The organism is Arthrobacter sp. UNC362MFTsu5.1 (assembly GCF_000685965.1).
Taxonomy (GTDB): domain Bacteria; phylum Actinomycetota; class Actinomycetes; order Actinomycetales; family Micrococcaceae; genus Arthrobacter.
In genome coordinates, this window is the sequence record NZ_JMLE01000020.1 from 57,150 (window position 1) to 73,008 (window position 15,859).

Consider the following 15,859-nt stretch of genomic DNA (forward strand, 5'->3'; position numbering starts at 1 on the left):
TTACCGGTTGACGGGGGGCGTCCTTAGCCGCAGAGGGCCGCCGCTTTGGCCACGAGGTCCGGGTCCTGCCAGTCCAGCCAGTTGATGCGCGGATCCGCCCTGAACCATGTGAGTTGCCGCCGGGCGAATTTCCGCGTGGCAGTGATGGTGTCTTCCGTGGCCTGGCCGGCATCCCATTCGCCGTCGAGGACTTTCAGGAACTGGGCATAGCCCAGTGCGCGGGACGCCGTCTTGCCGTTTCGGAGCCCCGCAGCGTCCAGCCGCTCCACCTCGGCCTGTAGTCCGCCGGCAACCATGGCGTGGACGCGCCGGGCCAGCCTCTCCTTCAGGAGCTCACGGTCCACTTCGAGCCCGATCTGCACCGCCGGCTGGAAGTACTCCCGGACGGGCATAAAGGAGCTGAAAGGACGCCCTGTCAGTTCGAAGACCTCCAGGGCCCGGACCACCCTGCGGGCGTCACCCAGGCGACCGGCGGAAACCGGGTCCACCGCTTCCAGCCGGGTGCGCAGCGGGGCCAGGCCGGTGTCCGCCAGCTCTGCTTCCAGGCGGCCGCGGATAGCCGGATCCGTGCCGGGAAATTCGAGCACGTCGAGGGCGGCCCGGACGTAGAGGCCCGATCCGCCCACCAGGATGGCCCGCTTTCCGCGCCCCTGGATCTCTGCAATGGCGGCCCTCGCCTCCCGCTGGAAATCCGAAACGCTGGCTTCTTCGGTGACGTCGAGGGTGTCCAGGAGGTGGTGCGGAACTCCCCTGCGCTCCGCGGCCGTGATCTTGGCAGTGCCGATGTCCATGCCGCGGTAGAACTGCATGGCGTCCGCGTTGATCACTTCGCCGTCGAGGGCCAGTGCCAGGGCAACGGCGAGGTCGGATTTGCCGGATCCGGTGGGGCCAACCACCGCGATGACGGGAGGACGGGGGTAACCGGTATTGCGGTCAGCCGCCGAGGGCAGGTCAGCGTTCTCTGCCCCGCGAGCGTCCGCGGAAGGGTTGATCATTGCCTAGCCGCGGCGGACGGGGACCGCCGGCATACCGAGGGACACGCCGCTCTTGGCGCCGTTCCCGCCGGAACCGCTGCCGGGAACCGGCACACCGCAGGAGTCCGCCTGCGACCTGTCCCAGGCGTCACCGGCACGCGAGCGGCGCAGGGTGTAGTCCGCCGCCGAGGCCGGATCCGCGACCAGGTGGAAAGCCGCGGCTTCGGTGATGGTGACTGTCACGAGGTCGCCGGGGCGCGGTGTCTCCGCACCTTCCGGGACCGAGAAGTGCACGAGGCGCTGGTCCTGCGACCGGCCCGACAAACGGTGGGTTTCCTCCGCCTTGCGGCCCGACTGCGCCGTGACCATGACTTCGACCCGGCGGCCCAGCTGGCGGGCGTTCTCCTCGGCCGCAATCCGGTCCTGCAACGCCGTCAGGCGCTCAAAGCGCTCCTGCACCACTGCCTTGGGAAGCTGGTCCGGCAAGTCCGCTGCGGGGGTACCGGGGCGCTTGGAGTACTGGAAGGTGAACGCCGTCGCAAAACGTGATTTCTCGACGACATCAAGCGTGGCCTGGAAGTCCTCTTCGGTTTCACCGGGAAACCCGACGATGAGGTCGGTGGAAATGGCGGCATGCGGAATCCGTTCCCGGACCTTGTCCAGGATGCCGAGGAACTTGGTGGAGCGGTATGAGCGCTTCATGTCCTTGAGGACTTTGTCCGAGCCGGACTGCAGCGGCATGTGCAGCTGCGGCATCACGTTGGCGGTTTCAGCCATGGCGTCAATGACGTCGTCAGTGAAGGCGGCCGGGTGCGGGCTGGTGAATCGGACCCGTTCGAGGCCTTCGATTTCACCGCAGGCACGCAGCAGTTTGGAGAAGGCCTGCCGGTCGCCGAATTCCACCCCGTAGGAGTTCACGTTCTGGCCCAGGAGCGTGACTTCAATCGCTCCGTCATCGACGAGTGCCTGGATTTCGGCGAGGATGTCGCCGGGGCGGCGGTCCTTTTCCTTCCCGCGCAGGGCAGGAACGATGCAGAACGTGCAGGTGTTGTTGCAGCCCACGGAAATGGACACCCAGCCCGAATACACCGAGTCCCGCTTCGTGGGGAGCGTGGATGGAAAAACGTCCAGCGACTCGAGGATCTCGAGCTGCGCTTCGTTGTTGTGCCGGGCGCGGTCCAAGAGTGCGGGCAGCGCGCCGACGTTGTGGGTGCCGAAGACCGCGTCCACCCAGGGGGCCTTCTTCAGGATCGTTTCGCGGTCCTTCTGGGCCAGGCAGCCGCCCACCGCGATCTGCATGCCGGGGTTGGCCGCTTTGACCGGCGCGAGCATCCCGAGGTTGCCATAGAGCTTGTTGTCGGCGTTTTCACGGACGGCGCAGGTGTTGAACACCACCACGTCCGCGTGCTCGCCCGACGCGGGCACGTAGCCGGCGTCTTCCAGCATGCCGGCCATCCGCTCGGAGTCGTGCACGTTCATCTGGCAGCCGAAGGTGCGCACCTGATAGGTGCGCGGCGGGGCAGCCGCGGGTGCTGCCTCGATGCTGGCGGAAGTACTGGTGCCGGACGCTGGGGAAGGAATGGTCAAACTCACCTGTTAAGGGTACCGGTTCACAGGAAGTCTGCCGCCGCCGGTTCACCGGCGGCAGCGTCGAGGACCTCCCCCACGATCCGGAAAGCCTGGGAGGGCTGGTATCCCTTCCGCGCCAGCATTGACCCCAGCCGGCGCGTGACCTTGTCCCGCTCGGCGCGGTCGCTGAGGTCCACAGAGCCTTTGAGCTTGCGTTCGACGAGTTGGCGTGCGGCGGACTCCTCCGCTTCGTCGCTGAGTTGCTCCAGGGCCCGTGCCGCAATGTCAGCCTCGATGCCCTTGTCCGCGAGTTCGCGGCGCAACGCTCCCTTGGCAAGCTTCCGGGTCTGGGACCTGCTCCGGACCCACATGTCCGCGAACTCCGCATCATCGACGAGCCGGACTTCTTCAAACCGGTCCAGGACGGCCTCGGCCACATCCTCCGGGACGTTGCGTTCGGCGAGCTTGCGGGCAAGCTGCAGCCTGCTCTTGGGCGAGCTCGTGAGCTGCCGCAACACAATGGCCCGCGCCACCGAGGCCGGGTCCGGCTCAGCGTCCAGTTCGGCCTCCGGCTCCCGGGAGAACCCGGCCCGGTCCCCGCTGGGCCCGGTCCGGCCGGACCGGTCTCCCCTAGAAACCGTCAACGGCCTTGAGCTTGGGCGACGCCTCGGCTTCAGCCGCAGCCGGCTTGACGCCGACGCCCAGCTTCTCCTTGATGAGGCGCTCCAGTTCGGCGGCCAGCTCCGGGTTGTCCCGCAGGAAGCGGCGGGAGTTCTCCATGCCCTGGCCCAGCTGGTCACCGTCGTAGGTGAACCACGAACCGGACTTCTTGATCAGTCCGTGCTCGACACCCATGTCGATGATGCCGCCCTCACGGGAGATGCCCTGGCCGTAGATGATGTCGAATTCGGCGATCTTGAAGGGCGGGGCCATCTTGTTCTTGACGATTTTCGCCTTGGTCCGGTTGCCCACCGAGTCGGCGCCTTCCTTCAGCGTCTGGATGCGGCGGACATCGATACGGATGGAGGCGTAGAACTTCAGTGCCTTACCGCCGGTAGTTGTCTCGGGCGATCCGAAGAAGACGCCGATCTTTTCGCGCAGTTGGTTGATGAAGATGGCGGTGGTCTTGGTCTGGCTCAAGCGGCCGGTGATCTTACGCAGCGCCTGGCTCATCAGGCGGGCCTGGAGGCCCACGTGGCTGTCGCCCATGTCGCCTTCGATTTCCGCGCGGGGCACGAGGGCTGCCACGGAGTCAATGACGATGACATCGAGGGAGCCCGAGCCGATCAGCATGTCCATGATTTCCAGGGCCTGCTCACCGGTGTCCGGCTGGGAAACCAGCAGGGCGTCGGTATCCACACCCAGCTTGGCGGCGTATTCCGGATCCAGTGCGTGCTCGGCGTCGATGAACGCTGCGATGCCGCCCTGCCGCTGGGCGTTCGCGACCGCATGCAGGGCCACGGTGGTCTTACCCGACGATTCCGGGCCGTAGATTTCCACGACGCGGCCGCGCGGCAGGCCGCCAATTCCGAGGGCAACGTCCAAGGCAATGGAGCCCGTGGGGATTACCTCGATGGGAGCACGTACTTCATCGCCCAGCCGCATGACGGAGCCTTTGCCGAACTGCTTGTCGATCTGTGCAAGCGCTGCGTCGAGCGCCTTCTGACGATCCGGGGCTGCCGCCATGGTTCACACCTCTAGTTTTCTCGCTGTGGAGTGGCCTGACCGGCCCTTTGTCTGTCATCACCGACGCTAACGGCACCCACCGACATTCTTGCCGGATGACATTGCGTATGTGGAAAACGGTCTGCAAAAAGCATAGCCCGACCCGAACAGATATTCGAACAATCCTGCGGCGTGTCAGGCGGCGGACGCTCAGTTCCGGGACGGCTTGATGTCCCTGCCGAGCCGCCGCTCAGCCGGGACGTCCTGCACGTCGCAGATCGCGAGCCATACCTGCCGCGGCGGGACTCCCGCCGCCAGCGCCTGGTCCGCTGTCCGGCTGCCTACGCCTGCCAGCACCAGTGAGCTGCTGAGGACCCGGGAGTACCCCGCGCCGAACTCATCGTCCATTAGCCGCCAAAAGTCGCTGATTCGCACCGATAAAGTCTCTCACGCCTGCGGCCAATAGAATGGTTGCCATGAGCAACCCAGCTGTGGAACCCGTTGATTCCGGGGCCACCGAAAACAGCGTCGACGCGGCCCTGCGGACCGTAGAGCACCAGATCAGCCTGTTCTGGCGCCGCGGACGCTCCATCTCCCAGCAACTCTCGCGGCAGGTCCACCCGGACATGGAACCGGCAGCCTATGGCCTGCTCACCGTCATCCGCAGGGAAGGCCCCATCAGGCTCACGGAACTCGCTTCATGCATCGGAGTGGGCAAACCCTCAGTCAGCCGGCAGATCGCATTCCTGGAGAGCATCGGCCTGGTGTCCAAGGAAGCGGACCCGCTCGACGGCCGTGCCCAAACCATCCGGCTCACGCCCAAGGGCGAGGAGAAGATGCACCAGGTCCAGGATGCCCGGCGCGAAGTCTTCCGTGAACGGCTGGGGGAATGGCCGGTGGAGGACCTGCAGACCCTTGCCGCCTACATGGCAAAGCTCAACGCCACGTATGAGCGGGACGGCTTCCCGAAGGACGAGGCGAAGTAACAACGGCGAAGCAACAACAAAGGGCCTCCGGCTTAGCCGGAGGCCCTTCGTGTCACGCGTAAAGACTAGGTTCTGACGTGAGCCGGTCAGCGGGCGCCCGAGAGCAGTCCCTTGGCCAGTTCGTCAGAGAGGTCGGTAGTGAGTTCGCGGTCAAGGTCACGGCCGTAGCGCTGCGAGAATTCCTGCGGGACGGTATCCGGAACAGCAACGCCTTCAGCGACGGCAACGCGGTCGCTCACTTCGCGGAGCATGCTGGACAACGGGACGTCCAGGGCCGAGCAGATCGAAGACAGCAGCTCCGAAGAGGCTTCCTTCTGGCCGCGCTCCACTTCACTGAGGTAACCCAGGGATACCCGGGCACTATGTGACACTTCGCGGAGGGTTCGGCCCTGACGCTGGCGAACGTCGCGCAGAACATCACCGATTTCGTGACGAAGTACTACCATCTTGCGCTCCTTCTGTTCGCTCTTTGCCTGATCGGCGAGGCCCACATCCTTCCAGCGGACAACGCCGTTTACGGATACGGGCTGCTTTACCATCTGTATCGCCTTGCTCCCTCGTACGTCAGGTCCGCCCTCATCAGGCGAACCATAATTATTTACTCATCCTAGGCGCCTCCCATATTCGGAAGCGACACAATGTAACAACTATTAGGAATCAAATTTTGTTCCCGGCAACTTTACGCCGGGTAAGCCTCGGAAGATAGGGCTTCCAGCAGCCGCTCCAACGCAGCCGCGCAGGCCTGGCCGCGGATGTCCGCGCGGTTGCCTTCAAAAACGTAGCCGAACGACCTCGCGCCGTCCGCGGTGGCGACACCGACGAACACTGTCCCCACGGCCTTGCCGCCGTGGGGTTCCGGCCCGGCGACACCCGTCGTGGACACACCGATGTCCGCTCCGCAGACCCGTCGCGCCCCGGCTGCCATCGCCTTAGCGACATCGCCGTCCACTGATCCGACGGCGTCGAGCAGTTCGGCGGGTACGCCAAGCACGTCCGCCTTGACTGAGTTCTGGTAGGACACCACGCCGCCCTGGAGCATTCCCGAGGCGCCGGGGGTATCGGCGAGGACCGCCGCCACCATGCCGGCAGTCAGCGACTCGGCGGTAGCCACGGTCAGTCCGCGGCCAATGGCACCGTTGACTGCTTGTTCGGCGATGCGGTGCAGGTTACTCATGGCAGCTCTCCTTTTACGCGTTGGCTGGCTGCGCGCCGGCCGTTCGCGCGCAGCTTGAGCGCTTCGACAACATACTGGCCGCCTGTCCAGACGGTGATGGCCACGGCCGCCAGCATCACCAGGAAAGCCACCACTCCCAGCCACGGGGCCAGTGAGGCGAGCGGGACCACGTACAGCAGGATCGCAACGGTCTGCACCACAGTCTTCAGCTTGCCTCCCCGCGACGCCGGGATGACGCCGTACCGGATGACGAAGAACCGCAGTGCCGTGATTCCCCATTCGCGGGCGAGGATCAGGACGGTGATCCACCACGGCAGTTCGTTCAGCAGCGAGAGCATCACCAGGGCGGAGCCGGTGAGCAGCTTGTCCGCGATCGGATCGGCGATCTTGCCGAAATCGGTGATCAGTCCCCTGCTGCGGGCGATGTCGCCGTCGAGCTTGTCCGTGTAAATGGCAACCGCAAACGTCAGGGCCGCGGCCCAGCGCCAGAGGCCGTTCTGGCTGTCGAGTCCGGGCGCGTCCGCGATGAGGAACCACACGAAGAACGGCACCAGGACAATCCGCAGCATCGTCAGGATGTTCGGAAGGTTCCAGATCCCGGAGGCGGAGCCTGAGCTGTCGGCTTCAGTGCTAGTCACCCTCATAGGCTACCGTCCAGTGAGGGACCAGGCGTCCTCGGACCCGTCTTCGTCGTCGCCGGAGTTGCCGTCGGCGCCGTCGTAGTACTCAACGTTCTGGGTGCGGTTGTCCAGGTCAGCCGCCACAAGGTCCTCGGCATAGCCGCCCTGGGCGATGTTCGCGTTGGCATTGTCGCTCAGCGCCGCCGTCTGGGAATCGGGCGACGCCGGTGCCTCCTGGCCCTTCATGGCGGCAAGGACGGCGGCAAGGTCGTCGGGTTTTACCAGCACGTCGCGCGCCTTTGAGCCCTCGGAGGGGCCCACCACTCCCCTGGACTCGAGAAGGTCCATCAGGCGGCCGGCCTTGGCGAAACCGACGCGCAGCTTGCGCTGCAGCATGGAGGTGGAGCCGAACTGCGTGGTGACCACCAGCTCGGTGGCCTGCAGCAGCACCTCCAGATCGTCTCCAATGTCGTCGTCGATCTGCTTTTTCTCCGCCTCGGGGGCGACGTCATCACGGTAGACGGCCTTGAGCTGGCCCTTGACGTGCTCGACCACCTTGTGGATTTCGGACTCCGTGACCCACGCGCCCTGCACACGCATTGCCTTGGAGGCGCCCATCGGCAGGAAGAGCGCGTCACCCTGGCCGATCAGCTTTTCGGCGCCGGGCTGGTCCAGCACCACGCGGGAGTCGGTGACGGAGGAGGTCGCGAACGCCATCCGGGACGGCACGTTGGCCTTGATCAGGCCGGTAACAACGTCAACGGAGGGCCGCTGGGTGGCCAGGACCAGGTGGATGCCTGCGGCACGGGCGAGCTGGGTGATGCGGACGATGGAATCTTCGACGTCGCGCGGGGCCACCATCATGAGGTCGGCGAGCTCGTCCACGATCACCAGCAGGTAAGGGTACGGCTTGATGACGCGCTTGGAATCGACGGGCGGGTGGACTTTCCCGGCGCGGACGGCCTTGTTGAAGTCGTCGATGTGCTTGAAGCCGTAGTTCGCGAGGTCGTCGTAGCGGGCGTCCATCTCGCGGACCACCCATTGCAGCGCTTCGGCGGCTTTCTTGGGGTTGGTGATGATGGGTGTGATCAGGTGCGGCACGCCTTCGTACGCCGTGAGTTCCACACGCTTCGGGTCCACCATGACCATACGGACCTCGTCCGGGGTGGCCCGCATGAGGATGGAGGTGATCATGGAGTTCACGAAGGAGGACTTACCGGCACCGGTGGCACCGGCCACGAGCAGGTGGGGCATCTTGGCGAGGTTCGCCACGACGTAGCCGCCCTCGACGTCCTTGCCCACACCCATCACCATCGGGTGGTCCGTCCGGCGGGCGTTCTGGCTGCGGAGCACATCGCCAAGGGAGACGGTCTCGCGGTCCGTGTTGGGGATCTCGATGCCGATGGCGGACTTGCCGGGAATGGGGCTGAGGATGCGGACGTCGCTGGACGCGACGGCGTAGGAGATGTTTTTGGACAGCGCGGTGACGCGCTCCACCTTGGTGCCTGCGGACAGTTCGATTTCGTACCGTGTGACAGTCGGCCCGCGGCTGAAACCGGTGACCTGCGCGTCAACGTTGAACTGGTTCAGGGTGTCGGTAAGGGACGCCACGATGGCGTCGTTCGCTTCCGTGCGCTCCTTGGGGATGGAGCCTGGAGTCAACACATCCGACGACGGCAGGGTGTAGGTCACATCGCCGGCCAGGGAGAGCTGCTCCGTGCGCTGCGGTATCGGCGTGGGCAGCGGCGCAGGGGCGACCGGACGCGAGGGGACCTGCGCGGCCGCGGCAACGGCTGCGGCGCCGGCTGCACCCGCGGGTGCGGCGGGATTGAGGGACCCGGCGGCGACCATGCCCGGGGTGACAAGCGGGATGGCCTCGGTGGCATGCTCGCCGTTGGCATCCCTGGTGCCCAGACCCTGGGCCGCTTTGATCTTTTCGACGGCGATTTCAGCCTGCGTGGGCCGGCGCACGCCGGGTGCCGGGCGGGGAGCCTTGCCACCTGCCTTGGTGCCGTCGGCGGTTCCGGCCGGGTCGTCGTCGTCAATGACGGCATGTTCGAAGGCCTCGTCGCCCACATACCCTTCGAGGCGGGGGTCAGTCTCGGGGTCCCTGCCGAACAGCCGGCTGCGCCGCTTCTTCTTCGGCGCTGCCTGGCCCGCGTTTTCGTAGAGGTAACTGCGGTCGTGGCCATCGCCGGGTTCCTGCAGGTCGATGCCCATCAGGTGCTCGTAGGCGTCCCTGATCCGGCGGGGAATCGCGCCGAACGGGGTGGCGGTCACAATCAGGACGGACGTGAAGGCGAGCAGGCTGTAGACGGCCACGGGCACGGCCGTGTGCAGGGCTGCCAGCGGCGAGGCGGCCAGGAAGCCGAGCATGCCGCCGGCCTGGCGCAGGCCGTCGAAACCGTCCGTCACCGTGGGCTGTCCGCCAATGACGTGGGCCAGGCCGCAGCCGGCGAAGGTCATGATGAGGAATCCGATGCCGATCCTGTTGTTGCCGCGCCCGTCCGAAGGCTGGCGGAACAGCCGGAAGGCGCAGACGAACAGCATGAGCGGCAGCAGCAGGGACATCCAGCCGAAGGTGCCGTTGACGATCGCGAACACGGTGTCCGGCAACCATCCCTTGAAGCCCCACCAGGCGAAGGTCGCCACGAATACGCCCAGGGCAAGGTTGAAGAGGGCTGCCCCGTCCCGGCGGTCCTCGGGGGCGAGGTCGCTGACATCATGGCCGATCCGCCGGACGCCGCCGCCGACGACGTGCCCGATGCCGAGCCACGCACCTGCGGCCACCCGCACGAGCCACGGCTGACGGGGCTCGACAGCTGCCATCTGGCGGGTCCGTGCCGTGCCCGACGATCCTCCGGTCCGGCTGGTTTTGGACGCAGCGGAGCCGGAGCCCCTGCCCGCTGAGCTGCCTGACTTGCCGCTTGAGTTGCCTCTAGGCGCGGAGGAGGTACGTGTCGCCATACCCGCCACGGTACCCGAAGCCGGGCCAAAAACCGCGGATTTCCGGGGCGTTCCGGGATGCATGTTGCGGAGGGGAAGGCGGCAGCACGGTGTCGTCGGGCCGGACCCACGCGGCTTAAACGACGGGGCCCTCCCCCGCAGGCGGCGGCCCGAAGGCTCACTTTCCTGCGGGGAGGGCCCCGTCGAACAATCCCGGGCGCTTACGCCTCAAGCACCACCGGAATGATCATGGGCTTGCGGCGAAGCTTGCGGTTGACCCAGGTGCCGACAACGCGGCGGACAACCTGCTGGAGCTGGTGCGTGGTGTGGTCCGTGTGGTTGAGCACGGCCTCTTCCAGCGCAGCATTGATCTTGGGAATGATTTCGTCAAAGACGGAATCGTCCTCAGCCACGCCGCGGGCGTGGATTTCCGGTCCGGAGACCACCTTGCCGGTGGCGCGGTGGATCACGGTGATGATGGAGATGAAGCCTTCATCGCCGAGGGTCTGGCGGTCCTTCAAGTCAGCTTCGGTGACTTCGCCAACACTGGAGCCGTCAACGTAGACGAAGCCCACTTCAACCTGGCCTACGACGTCGGCCTGGTGGTCACGGAGGTCGATGACGGTGCCGTTGTCCGCCAGCAGGATGCTTTCGTCCGGCACGCCGGACTCGAGGGCGATCTTGCCGTTGGCAATCAGGTGCCGCGTCTCGCCGTGCACCGGCATGGCGTTCAGCGGTTCGAGGATGTTGTAGCAGTACAGCAGTTCCCCGGCCGCGGCGTGGCCGGAGACGTGGACCTTGGCGTTGCCCTTGTGGATGACATCGGCGCCCAGCTTGAGCAGGCCGTTGATGATCCGGAAGACTGCATTCTCGTTGCCCGGGATCAGGCTGGAGGCGAGGATGACGGTATCGCCCTGGCCGACGACGACGCGGTGGTCACCGTTAGCCATGCGGGACAGTGCCGCCATCGGCTCACCCTGGGACCCGGTGGACATCAGCACTACGCGGTTGTCCGGCAGGTTGTCGATGTTCTTGATGTCGACCAGGATGCCCGGCGGCACGTCGAGGTAGCCAAGCTTCTCGGCGATGGCCATGTTGCGGACCATCGAGCGGCCCACGAAGGCAACCTTGCGGTTGTGGTTGGCTGCGGCGTCGAGGACCTGCTGGACCCGGTGCACGTGCGAGGAGAAGGAGGCGACGATCAGGCGCTTGGAGGCCTGGCCGAAGAGACGGTCCAGGGTGGGGCCGATTTCCTTCTCGGCGGTGGTGAACCCCGGCACGTCGGCGTTCGTGGAGTCCGACATGAAGAGGTCCACGCCCTCTTCGCCCAGCTTGGCGAAGTGGCGAAGGTCGGTGATGCGGCCATCCAGCGGCAGCTGGTCCATCTTGAAGTCGCCAGTGTGCAGCACGGTGCCGCCGGAGGTACGGAGGAACACGGCGAGGGCGTCGGGGATCGAGTGGTTGACGGCCACGAATTCGCATTCGAACGGGCCGAACTTCTGCACCTGTCCCTCGGTGACGATCTGGGTGACCGGCTTGATCCGGTGTTCCTGCAGCTTCGCCTCGATGAGTGCCAGCGTCAGCCGGGAGCCAATCAGGGGAATGTCGGCGCGCAGGCGCAGCAGGTAGGGAACGGCGCCGATGTGGTCCTCGTGGCCGTGGGTCAGGACGACGGCAACGATGTCATTGAGGCGGTTCTCGATGTAGGAGAAATCGGGCAGGATCAGGTCGACGCCGGGCTGGGTTTCCTCCGGGAAGAGGACGCCGCAGTCGACGATGAGCAGCTTGCCGTCGATTTCGAAGACGGTCATGTTGCGGCCGATCTCCCCCAGGCCGCCGAGCGGAACGATCCGCAGGGTGTCCTTGGGCAGTTTCGGCGGCGTAACAAGGCCGGGAAGGGCGGTTTGGGTCATAGTGCTCTACTTTCCGGGCGAAAGCAGGGATGGTCTTTGCCGATCAGGAAAAGACCATTCCTGCTTCCGCCAAATCCTCGCGGATGATTGCGATCTCGGCTTCGTCCGGCTCCACGAGGGGCAAACGGACAACCGAGTTGGGCAGGACTCCCTGCCATTTAAGAATCTGCTTGGCCGCTACGGCCCCCTGCACGCGGGTCATCGTGGCCCGGATAACAGGTTCAAGTTCAAAATTGATCTTCCGCGCGGTGCCGAGGTCGTTCGCGTTGACGGCGTCGATCAGCTCGCGGAACCGGCGGGTGGCAACGTGCGTGGTGACGCCCACGAGCCCGACGGCGCCCAGCGCCATCCACTGCAGGGTCAGTCCGTCGTCCCCGGAGTAGAAGAGGAGGTCGGTGTTCGCCATGACGCGGGTGGCGGCGGCGAAGTCGGCCTTGGCATCTTTGACGGCAACGATGTTCGGGTGCTCGGAGAGGCGGATCATCGTCTCCGGAGCAATCTGGATGGAGGAACGACCGGGGATGTCATAGAGCATCACGGGAACGTCGGTGGCGGAGGCGATCGTCTCAAAGTGGGCGCGCACACCGGCCTGGCTGGGCTTGTTGTAGTACGGGGTGACGATCAACAGTCCGTCGACGCCGACCTCGGCTGCTTGCTTGGACAGGTGGACGGAGTGTGCGGTGTCGTTGGTTCCGGTGCCGGCGATGATCGCGGCGCGGCCGCCGACAGCGTCCTTGACCGCACGGAACATGCCCACGTTCTCCTCGTCGGTGAGGGTGGAGGTTTCGCCCGTGGTTCCCGTGACGACCAGTCCGTCGCAGCCGTCATCGACAAGCTTCACGGCCAGTTCCGCCGCCTGCTGGTAGTCCACTTTGCCGTCCTCGGTAAACGGCGTGACCATTGCGGTCAGGAGGGTGCCAAATGCAGGGTTATTCGCGGAAGTCTCAGCCATAGGAAAAACGTTACCCCGTCCCCGCCTTGTTAGGACAATGGCGGCGGCGTGACGATCGTCAAATTCGGCCCGGGCGGGTCACTCTTGGGGGCTGCGGACGTGCCCCTGCCGGGGTGCGCCGCAGTAGCGGCCCACGGCGTCTTCCCGGAGCGACTCTGCCCACGTAGCCAGCCGCTGGGCGGCCCGGACGTAGTGGAAGAGTTCCGTGGGCGTGAGGGCATCAACGTCACATTCGGAGAGCCTGCGCGCCAGTTCGGCGCCGGGCGGCTGGGCCGAGAGTGCGACACCTTCACTGCCCCACTGGACATCCTCGGCGGGTTCTCCCGCCACAAGCTGGCGGAAGAGATAGTCCACCACACCCGGGCTCATCGCCTTGAGCGGGCCCGCAGCAGCGTCCTGATGCGCCCTGCTTTGAGGTGCCCTGCCTTGAGGCGCACTGCTTTGAGGCGCCCTGCCTTCATGCGCTTGGCGTTCCGGTGCGTTGTTCATGGATCGATGGTATTCGAACATATATTCGAACGCAAGGGCTTCCAGCCGGATATGAGACGATCGGCTCATGACCTCCCGTGGCACTGCTTCACCCTCGCGGACTGCCAAAGGCACCACCAAGACGACCCGACTCACCGGAATCGATGCTGCCCGGGGGCTGGCGCTGCTCGGCATGATGGCCACGCACCTGCTTCCCACGTTCGAAGCCAATGCGCAGCTGACGCCCACGTGGATCGGCCTGGCGTTCTCGGGGCGGGCAGCCGCTTTGTTTGCCGTCCTGGCCGGTATCGGCCTCGCCCTGTCCACCGGAAAGCAGCATCCGCCCCAGGGCCAGGAGCTGAGCGGCGCACGCCGCGGCATAGCGTTGCGCGCCCTGGTGATCGCCGTCGTCGGGCTCTTCCTCGGCGGGCTGGACGTGAACGTCGCGGTGATCCTGGTCCACTACGCCGTGCTGTTCCTGTGCGTCCTCCCGTTCATCGGGCTCAGCATCAAGCCGCTCTGCGCACTGGCTGCCGGCTGGGTGCTGGGCTCGCCCGTGCTGGCCTACCTGCTGCGGCCGTGGCTGCTTGCCCCTACCCCGCCGCTCCAGCTGGGCCACAACCCCAACTGGGACGATCTCACCACTCCCGGGCGCCTGCTGGGGGACATCTTCCTGACCGGCTACTACCCGGTCCTGCAATGGCTGAGCTACCTGCTGATCGGGCTGGTGATCGGCCGGCTGGCACTGACCAGGATGGCCGTCCAGGTGCTGCTGCTGGCCGGCGGCACCGTGGTGGCCGTGCTGGCCAAGTGGCTGGGAGTGCTGACGATGGATGCGTGGGGCGGCAAGGAGGCGCTGCAGGCCCAGCTCGCGGACCCCCGCTACCCGTTGGACAGCCTTTTGCAGGTGAACCTTGCCGGGGTGGAGCAATCGGGCTCCTGGTGGTGGCTGGCCAGCAGCGCACCGCATTCGGGCACATCGCTGGACCTGCTCCATACGTCAGCCGTCGCCGCCGCTGTAGTGGGCGCCTGCCTGCTGCTGGGCAGGCTGGGCGACTGGCTCGCGCTGGACCTCCTGCTCCCCCTGCGGGGCGCAGGGGCCATGACCCTCACCCTGTACACGGCCCATGTGTGCCTGGTGGCCGCCATGTACCTGCAGCCGCTGCCGGCGGGATGGACACCGGAAGGTGTCTATGCGGCGCAGGCCCTGACCGCCGTCCTCATCGGAGGCTCGCTGGCGGCACTGAACTGGAGGGGCCCGCTGGAATGGGTGGCGCACGCCGCCAGCGAGGTGGGCCGCTACCAGCGGGCGGGAATCCGCTAGGCGGTCTTGTTGCCCCCGCGGAACAGCTTCAGGGCATCACGCATGGATGCCCGGGCGCGTTTGCGGTCGCCGGCGGCGTCATAGGCGCAGCTCAGCCGGAACCAGGAGCGCCAGTCGTCCGGCGCTTCTTCGGCTTCGGTGCGGTACTTCTCAAACTCGGCGTCTGCCGATTCCCGCACGATCCTGCCGGCGGGTGTGCGCTGCAGGTTGTCGACCGGCAGGCCGCCTTCGGCTTCAAGGACCTTGGCCATCTGTTCCGTCCGGGCGCCGAAAAGCAGTTCACGGACCAGCGCCCAGGCGCCAATGGCCGGCAGGACCAGGTAGGCGGCGCCAATGGCTTTTGCCACGGGGTTGGGGTCGGTGAGTAGCAGCACGGACCGCTGGAAGGACACCACCAAATAGAAGACCAGCAGGAGCGTCACCGCGCCGACCCAGATCTTGGTGCGGTTCTTCTTCAGTCCGGTGAGGACATTGCCCATTGCCGTCAGACCCCGAGGTCCAGGTAGCCGTCCAGGCCCACGGTCAGTCCTGGGTGGCCGGCCACGTTCCGCACGCCCAGCAGCACGCCGGGCATGAACGAAGCCCGGTCGAAGGAGTCGTGGCGCAGGGTCAGCTGCTCCCCCGGTCCGCCGAGGAGGACTTCCTGGTGGGCCACCAGGCCGCGGAGGCGCACGCTGTGGACGCGGATGCCGTCCACATCGCAGCCGCGGGCACCGGCCAGTTCTGTGGTGGTGGCGTCCGGGCTGGCGCCGATGCCGGCGGCGGCGCGTTCGGCTGCGATCAGCTGTGCGGTGCGGACCGCGGTGCCGGAGGGCGCGTCAACCTTGTCCGGGTGGTGCAGCTCGATGACTTCCACGGATTCGAAGTATTTGGCGGCTTTGGCGGCAAACGCCGATGCCAGCACGGAACCGAGCGCAAAGTTCGGGGCAATAAGGACGCCCACTCCGGCGCTGCGGCCCAGCAGTTCCTCCAGTTCGCCGAGCCTGCCGGCGTCCCAGCCGGTGGTGCCGACGACGGCGTGCATGCCGTGTTCGACGGCGAAGCGGACGTTCGCTTCGGTGCTTTCCGGGACCGTCAGGTCCACCACAACGCGGGCGCCGGCGTCCACCAGCTGCTCCAGGGAATCACCGCGTCCGAGGGCCGCTACGAGCTTCATGTCGGGGGCCGCTTCCACGGCTTTCACGGCCTCGGCGCCCATGCGCCCGTTCGCGCCCAGGACGGCGACGGCAAGTTGTTCGGTCATGGACTTAACCCTACCGTCGGGCCCG

At 66.2% G+C, this 15,859-nt stretch carries 16 protein-coding genes; 2 read left to right on the plus strand and 14 right to left on the minus strand.

The features are described from left to right. Positions 1-23 precede the first annotated feature (23 nt). From miaA to BS38_RS0117330, 5 genes are all read right to left on the minus strand, one after another. Positions 24-995, minus strand: coding sequence for a tRNA (adenosine(37)-N6)-dimethylallyltransferase MiaA (miaA, locus tag BS38_RS0117310; RefSeq protein ID WP_231511304.1), 972 nt, complete (start codon positions 993-995; stop codon positions 24-26). A 3-nt stretch (positions 996-998) separates the two neighbouring features. Next, positions 999-2,567 carry a tRNA (N6-isopentenyl adenosine(37)-C2)-methylthiotransferase MiaB gene (miaB, locus tag BS38_RS0117315; protein ID WP_028271944.1) on the minus strand — a complete coding sequence of 523 codons (1,569 nt, stop codon included), beginning with the start codon at positions 2,565-2,567 and terminating at the stop codon, positions 999-1,001. Positions 2,568-2,584: 17 nt separating this feature from the next. Beyond that, positions 2,585-3,076: a regulatory protein RecX gene (locus tag BS38_RS25520; RefSeq protein ID WP_043439089.1), complete on the minus strand. Its 492-nt coding sequence runs from the start codon at positions 3,074-3,076 to the stop codon at positions 2,585-2,587. A 97-nt stretch (positions 3,077-3,173) separates the two neighbouring features. After that, a complete protein-coding gene (recA, locus tag BS38_RS0117325) occupies positions 3,174-4,229 on the minus strand; it encodes a recombinase RecA (RefSeq protein WP_028271945.1) in 1,056 nt (351 codons plus the stop codon). Between the two features lie 189 nt (positions 4,230-4,418). After that, positions 4,419-4,643, minus strand: coding sequence for a DUF3046 domain-containing protein (locus BS38_RS0117330; RefSeq protein WP_028271946.1), 225 nt, complete (start codon positions 4,641-4,643; stop codon positions 4,419-4,421). Positions 4,644-4,684: 41 nt separating this feature from the next. Here BS38_RS0117330 and BS38_RS0117335 point away from each other — a divergent pair, with 41 nt between their 5' ends. Continuing rightward, positions 4,685-5,194, plus strand: a complete 510-nt coding sequence (locus tag BS38_RS0117335) for a MarR family winged helix-turn-helix transcriptional regulator (RefSeq protein WP_028271947.1) — start codon at positions 4,685-4,687, stop codon at positions 5,192-5,194. Positions 5,195-5,280: 86 nt separating this feature from the next. Here the strand turns inward: BS38_RS0117335 and BS38_RS0117340 are convergent, their stop codons facing one another. From BS38_RS0117340 to BS38_RS25525, 7 genes are all read right to left on the minus strand, one after another. Then, positions 5,281-5,733: a helix-turn-helix domain-containing protein gene (locus tag BS38_RS0117340; protein ID WP_028271948.1), complete on the minus strand. Its 453-nt coding sequence runs from the start codon at positions 5,731-5,733 to the stop codon at positions 5,281-5,283. Positions 5,734-5,873: 140 nt separating this feature from the next. Next, positions 5,874-6,368, minus strand: coding sequence for a CinA family protein (locus BS38_RS0117345; RefSeq protein WP_028271949.1), 495 nt, complete (start codon positions 6,366-6,368; stop codon positions 5,874-5,876). Beyond that, a complete protein-coding gene (pgsA, locus tag BS38_RS0117350; protein ID WP_028271950.1) occupies positions 6,365-7,006 on the minus strand; it encodes a CDP-diacylglycerol--glycerol-3-phosphate 3-phosphatidyltransferase in 642 nt (213 codons plus the stop codon). Before pgsA ends, BS38_RS0117345 begins: the two co-directional genes overlap by 4 nt. Before the next feature lie 9 nt (positions 7,007-7,015). After that, a complete protein-coding gene (locus tag BS38_RS0117355; RefSeq protein ID WP_028271951.1) occupies positions 7,016-9,955 on the minus strand; it encodes an FtsK/SpoIIIE family DNA translocase in 2,940 nt (979 codons plus the stop codon). A 200-nt stretch (positions 9,956-10,155) separates the two neighbouring features. Next, complete coding sequence (locus BS38_RS0117360) at positions 10,156-11,847, minus strand: ribonuclease J (protein ID WP_028271952.1); 1,692 nt, start codon at positions 11,845-11,847, stop codon at positions 10,156-10,158. Between the two features lie 43 nt (positions 11,848-11,890). Next, positions 11,891-12,799, minus strand: a complete 909-nt coding sequence (gene dapA / locus BS38_RS0117365; protein WP_028271953.1) for a 4-hydroxy-tetrahydrodipicolinate synthase — start codon at positions 12,797-12,799, stop codon at positions 11,891-11,893. 78 nt (positions 12,800-12,877) lie between these two features. Beyond that, on the minus strand, positions 12,878-13,288 hold the full coding sequence (locus tag BS38_RS25525) for a hypothetical protein (RefSeq protein WP_231511307.1): 411 nt from the start codon (positions 13,286-13,288) through the stop codon (positions 12,878-12,880). Between the two features lie 67 nt (positions 13,289-13,355). Here BS38_RS25525 and BS38_RS0117375 point away from each other — a divergent pair, with 67 nt between their 5' ends. After that, positions 13,356-14,591: a heparan-alpha-glucosaminide N-acetyltransferase domain-containing protein gene (locus tag BS38_RS0117375; protein WP_028271954.1), complete on the plus strand. Its 1,236-nt coding sequence runs from the start codon at positions 13,356-13,358 to the stop codon at positions 14,589-14,591. On the opposite strand, the gene BS38_RS0117380 is transcribed toward BS38_RS0117375, so the two are convergent. Both BS38_RS0117380 and dapB read right to left on the minus strand, forming a co-directional pair. Further along, positions 14,588-15,070: a hypothetical protein gene (locus BS38_RS0117380; protein ID WP_028271955.1), complete on the minus strand. Its 483-nt coding sequence runs from the start codon at positions 15,068-15,070 to the stop codon at positions 14,588-14,590. The two genes, BS38_RS0117375 and BS38_RS0117380, sit on opposite strands and share 4 nt — an antisense overlap. A gap of 5 nt (positions 15,071-15,075) precedes the next feature. Next, a complete protein-coding gene (dapB, locus tag BS38_RS0117385; protein ID WP_028271956.1) occupies positions 15,076-15,834 on the minus strand; it encodes a 4-hydroxy-tetrahydrodipicolinate reductase in 759 nt (252 codons plus the stop codon). Positions 15,835-15,859: the final 25 nt, after the last annotated feature.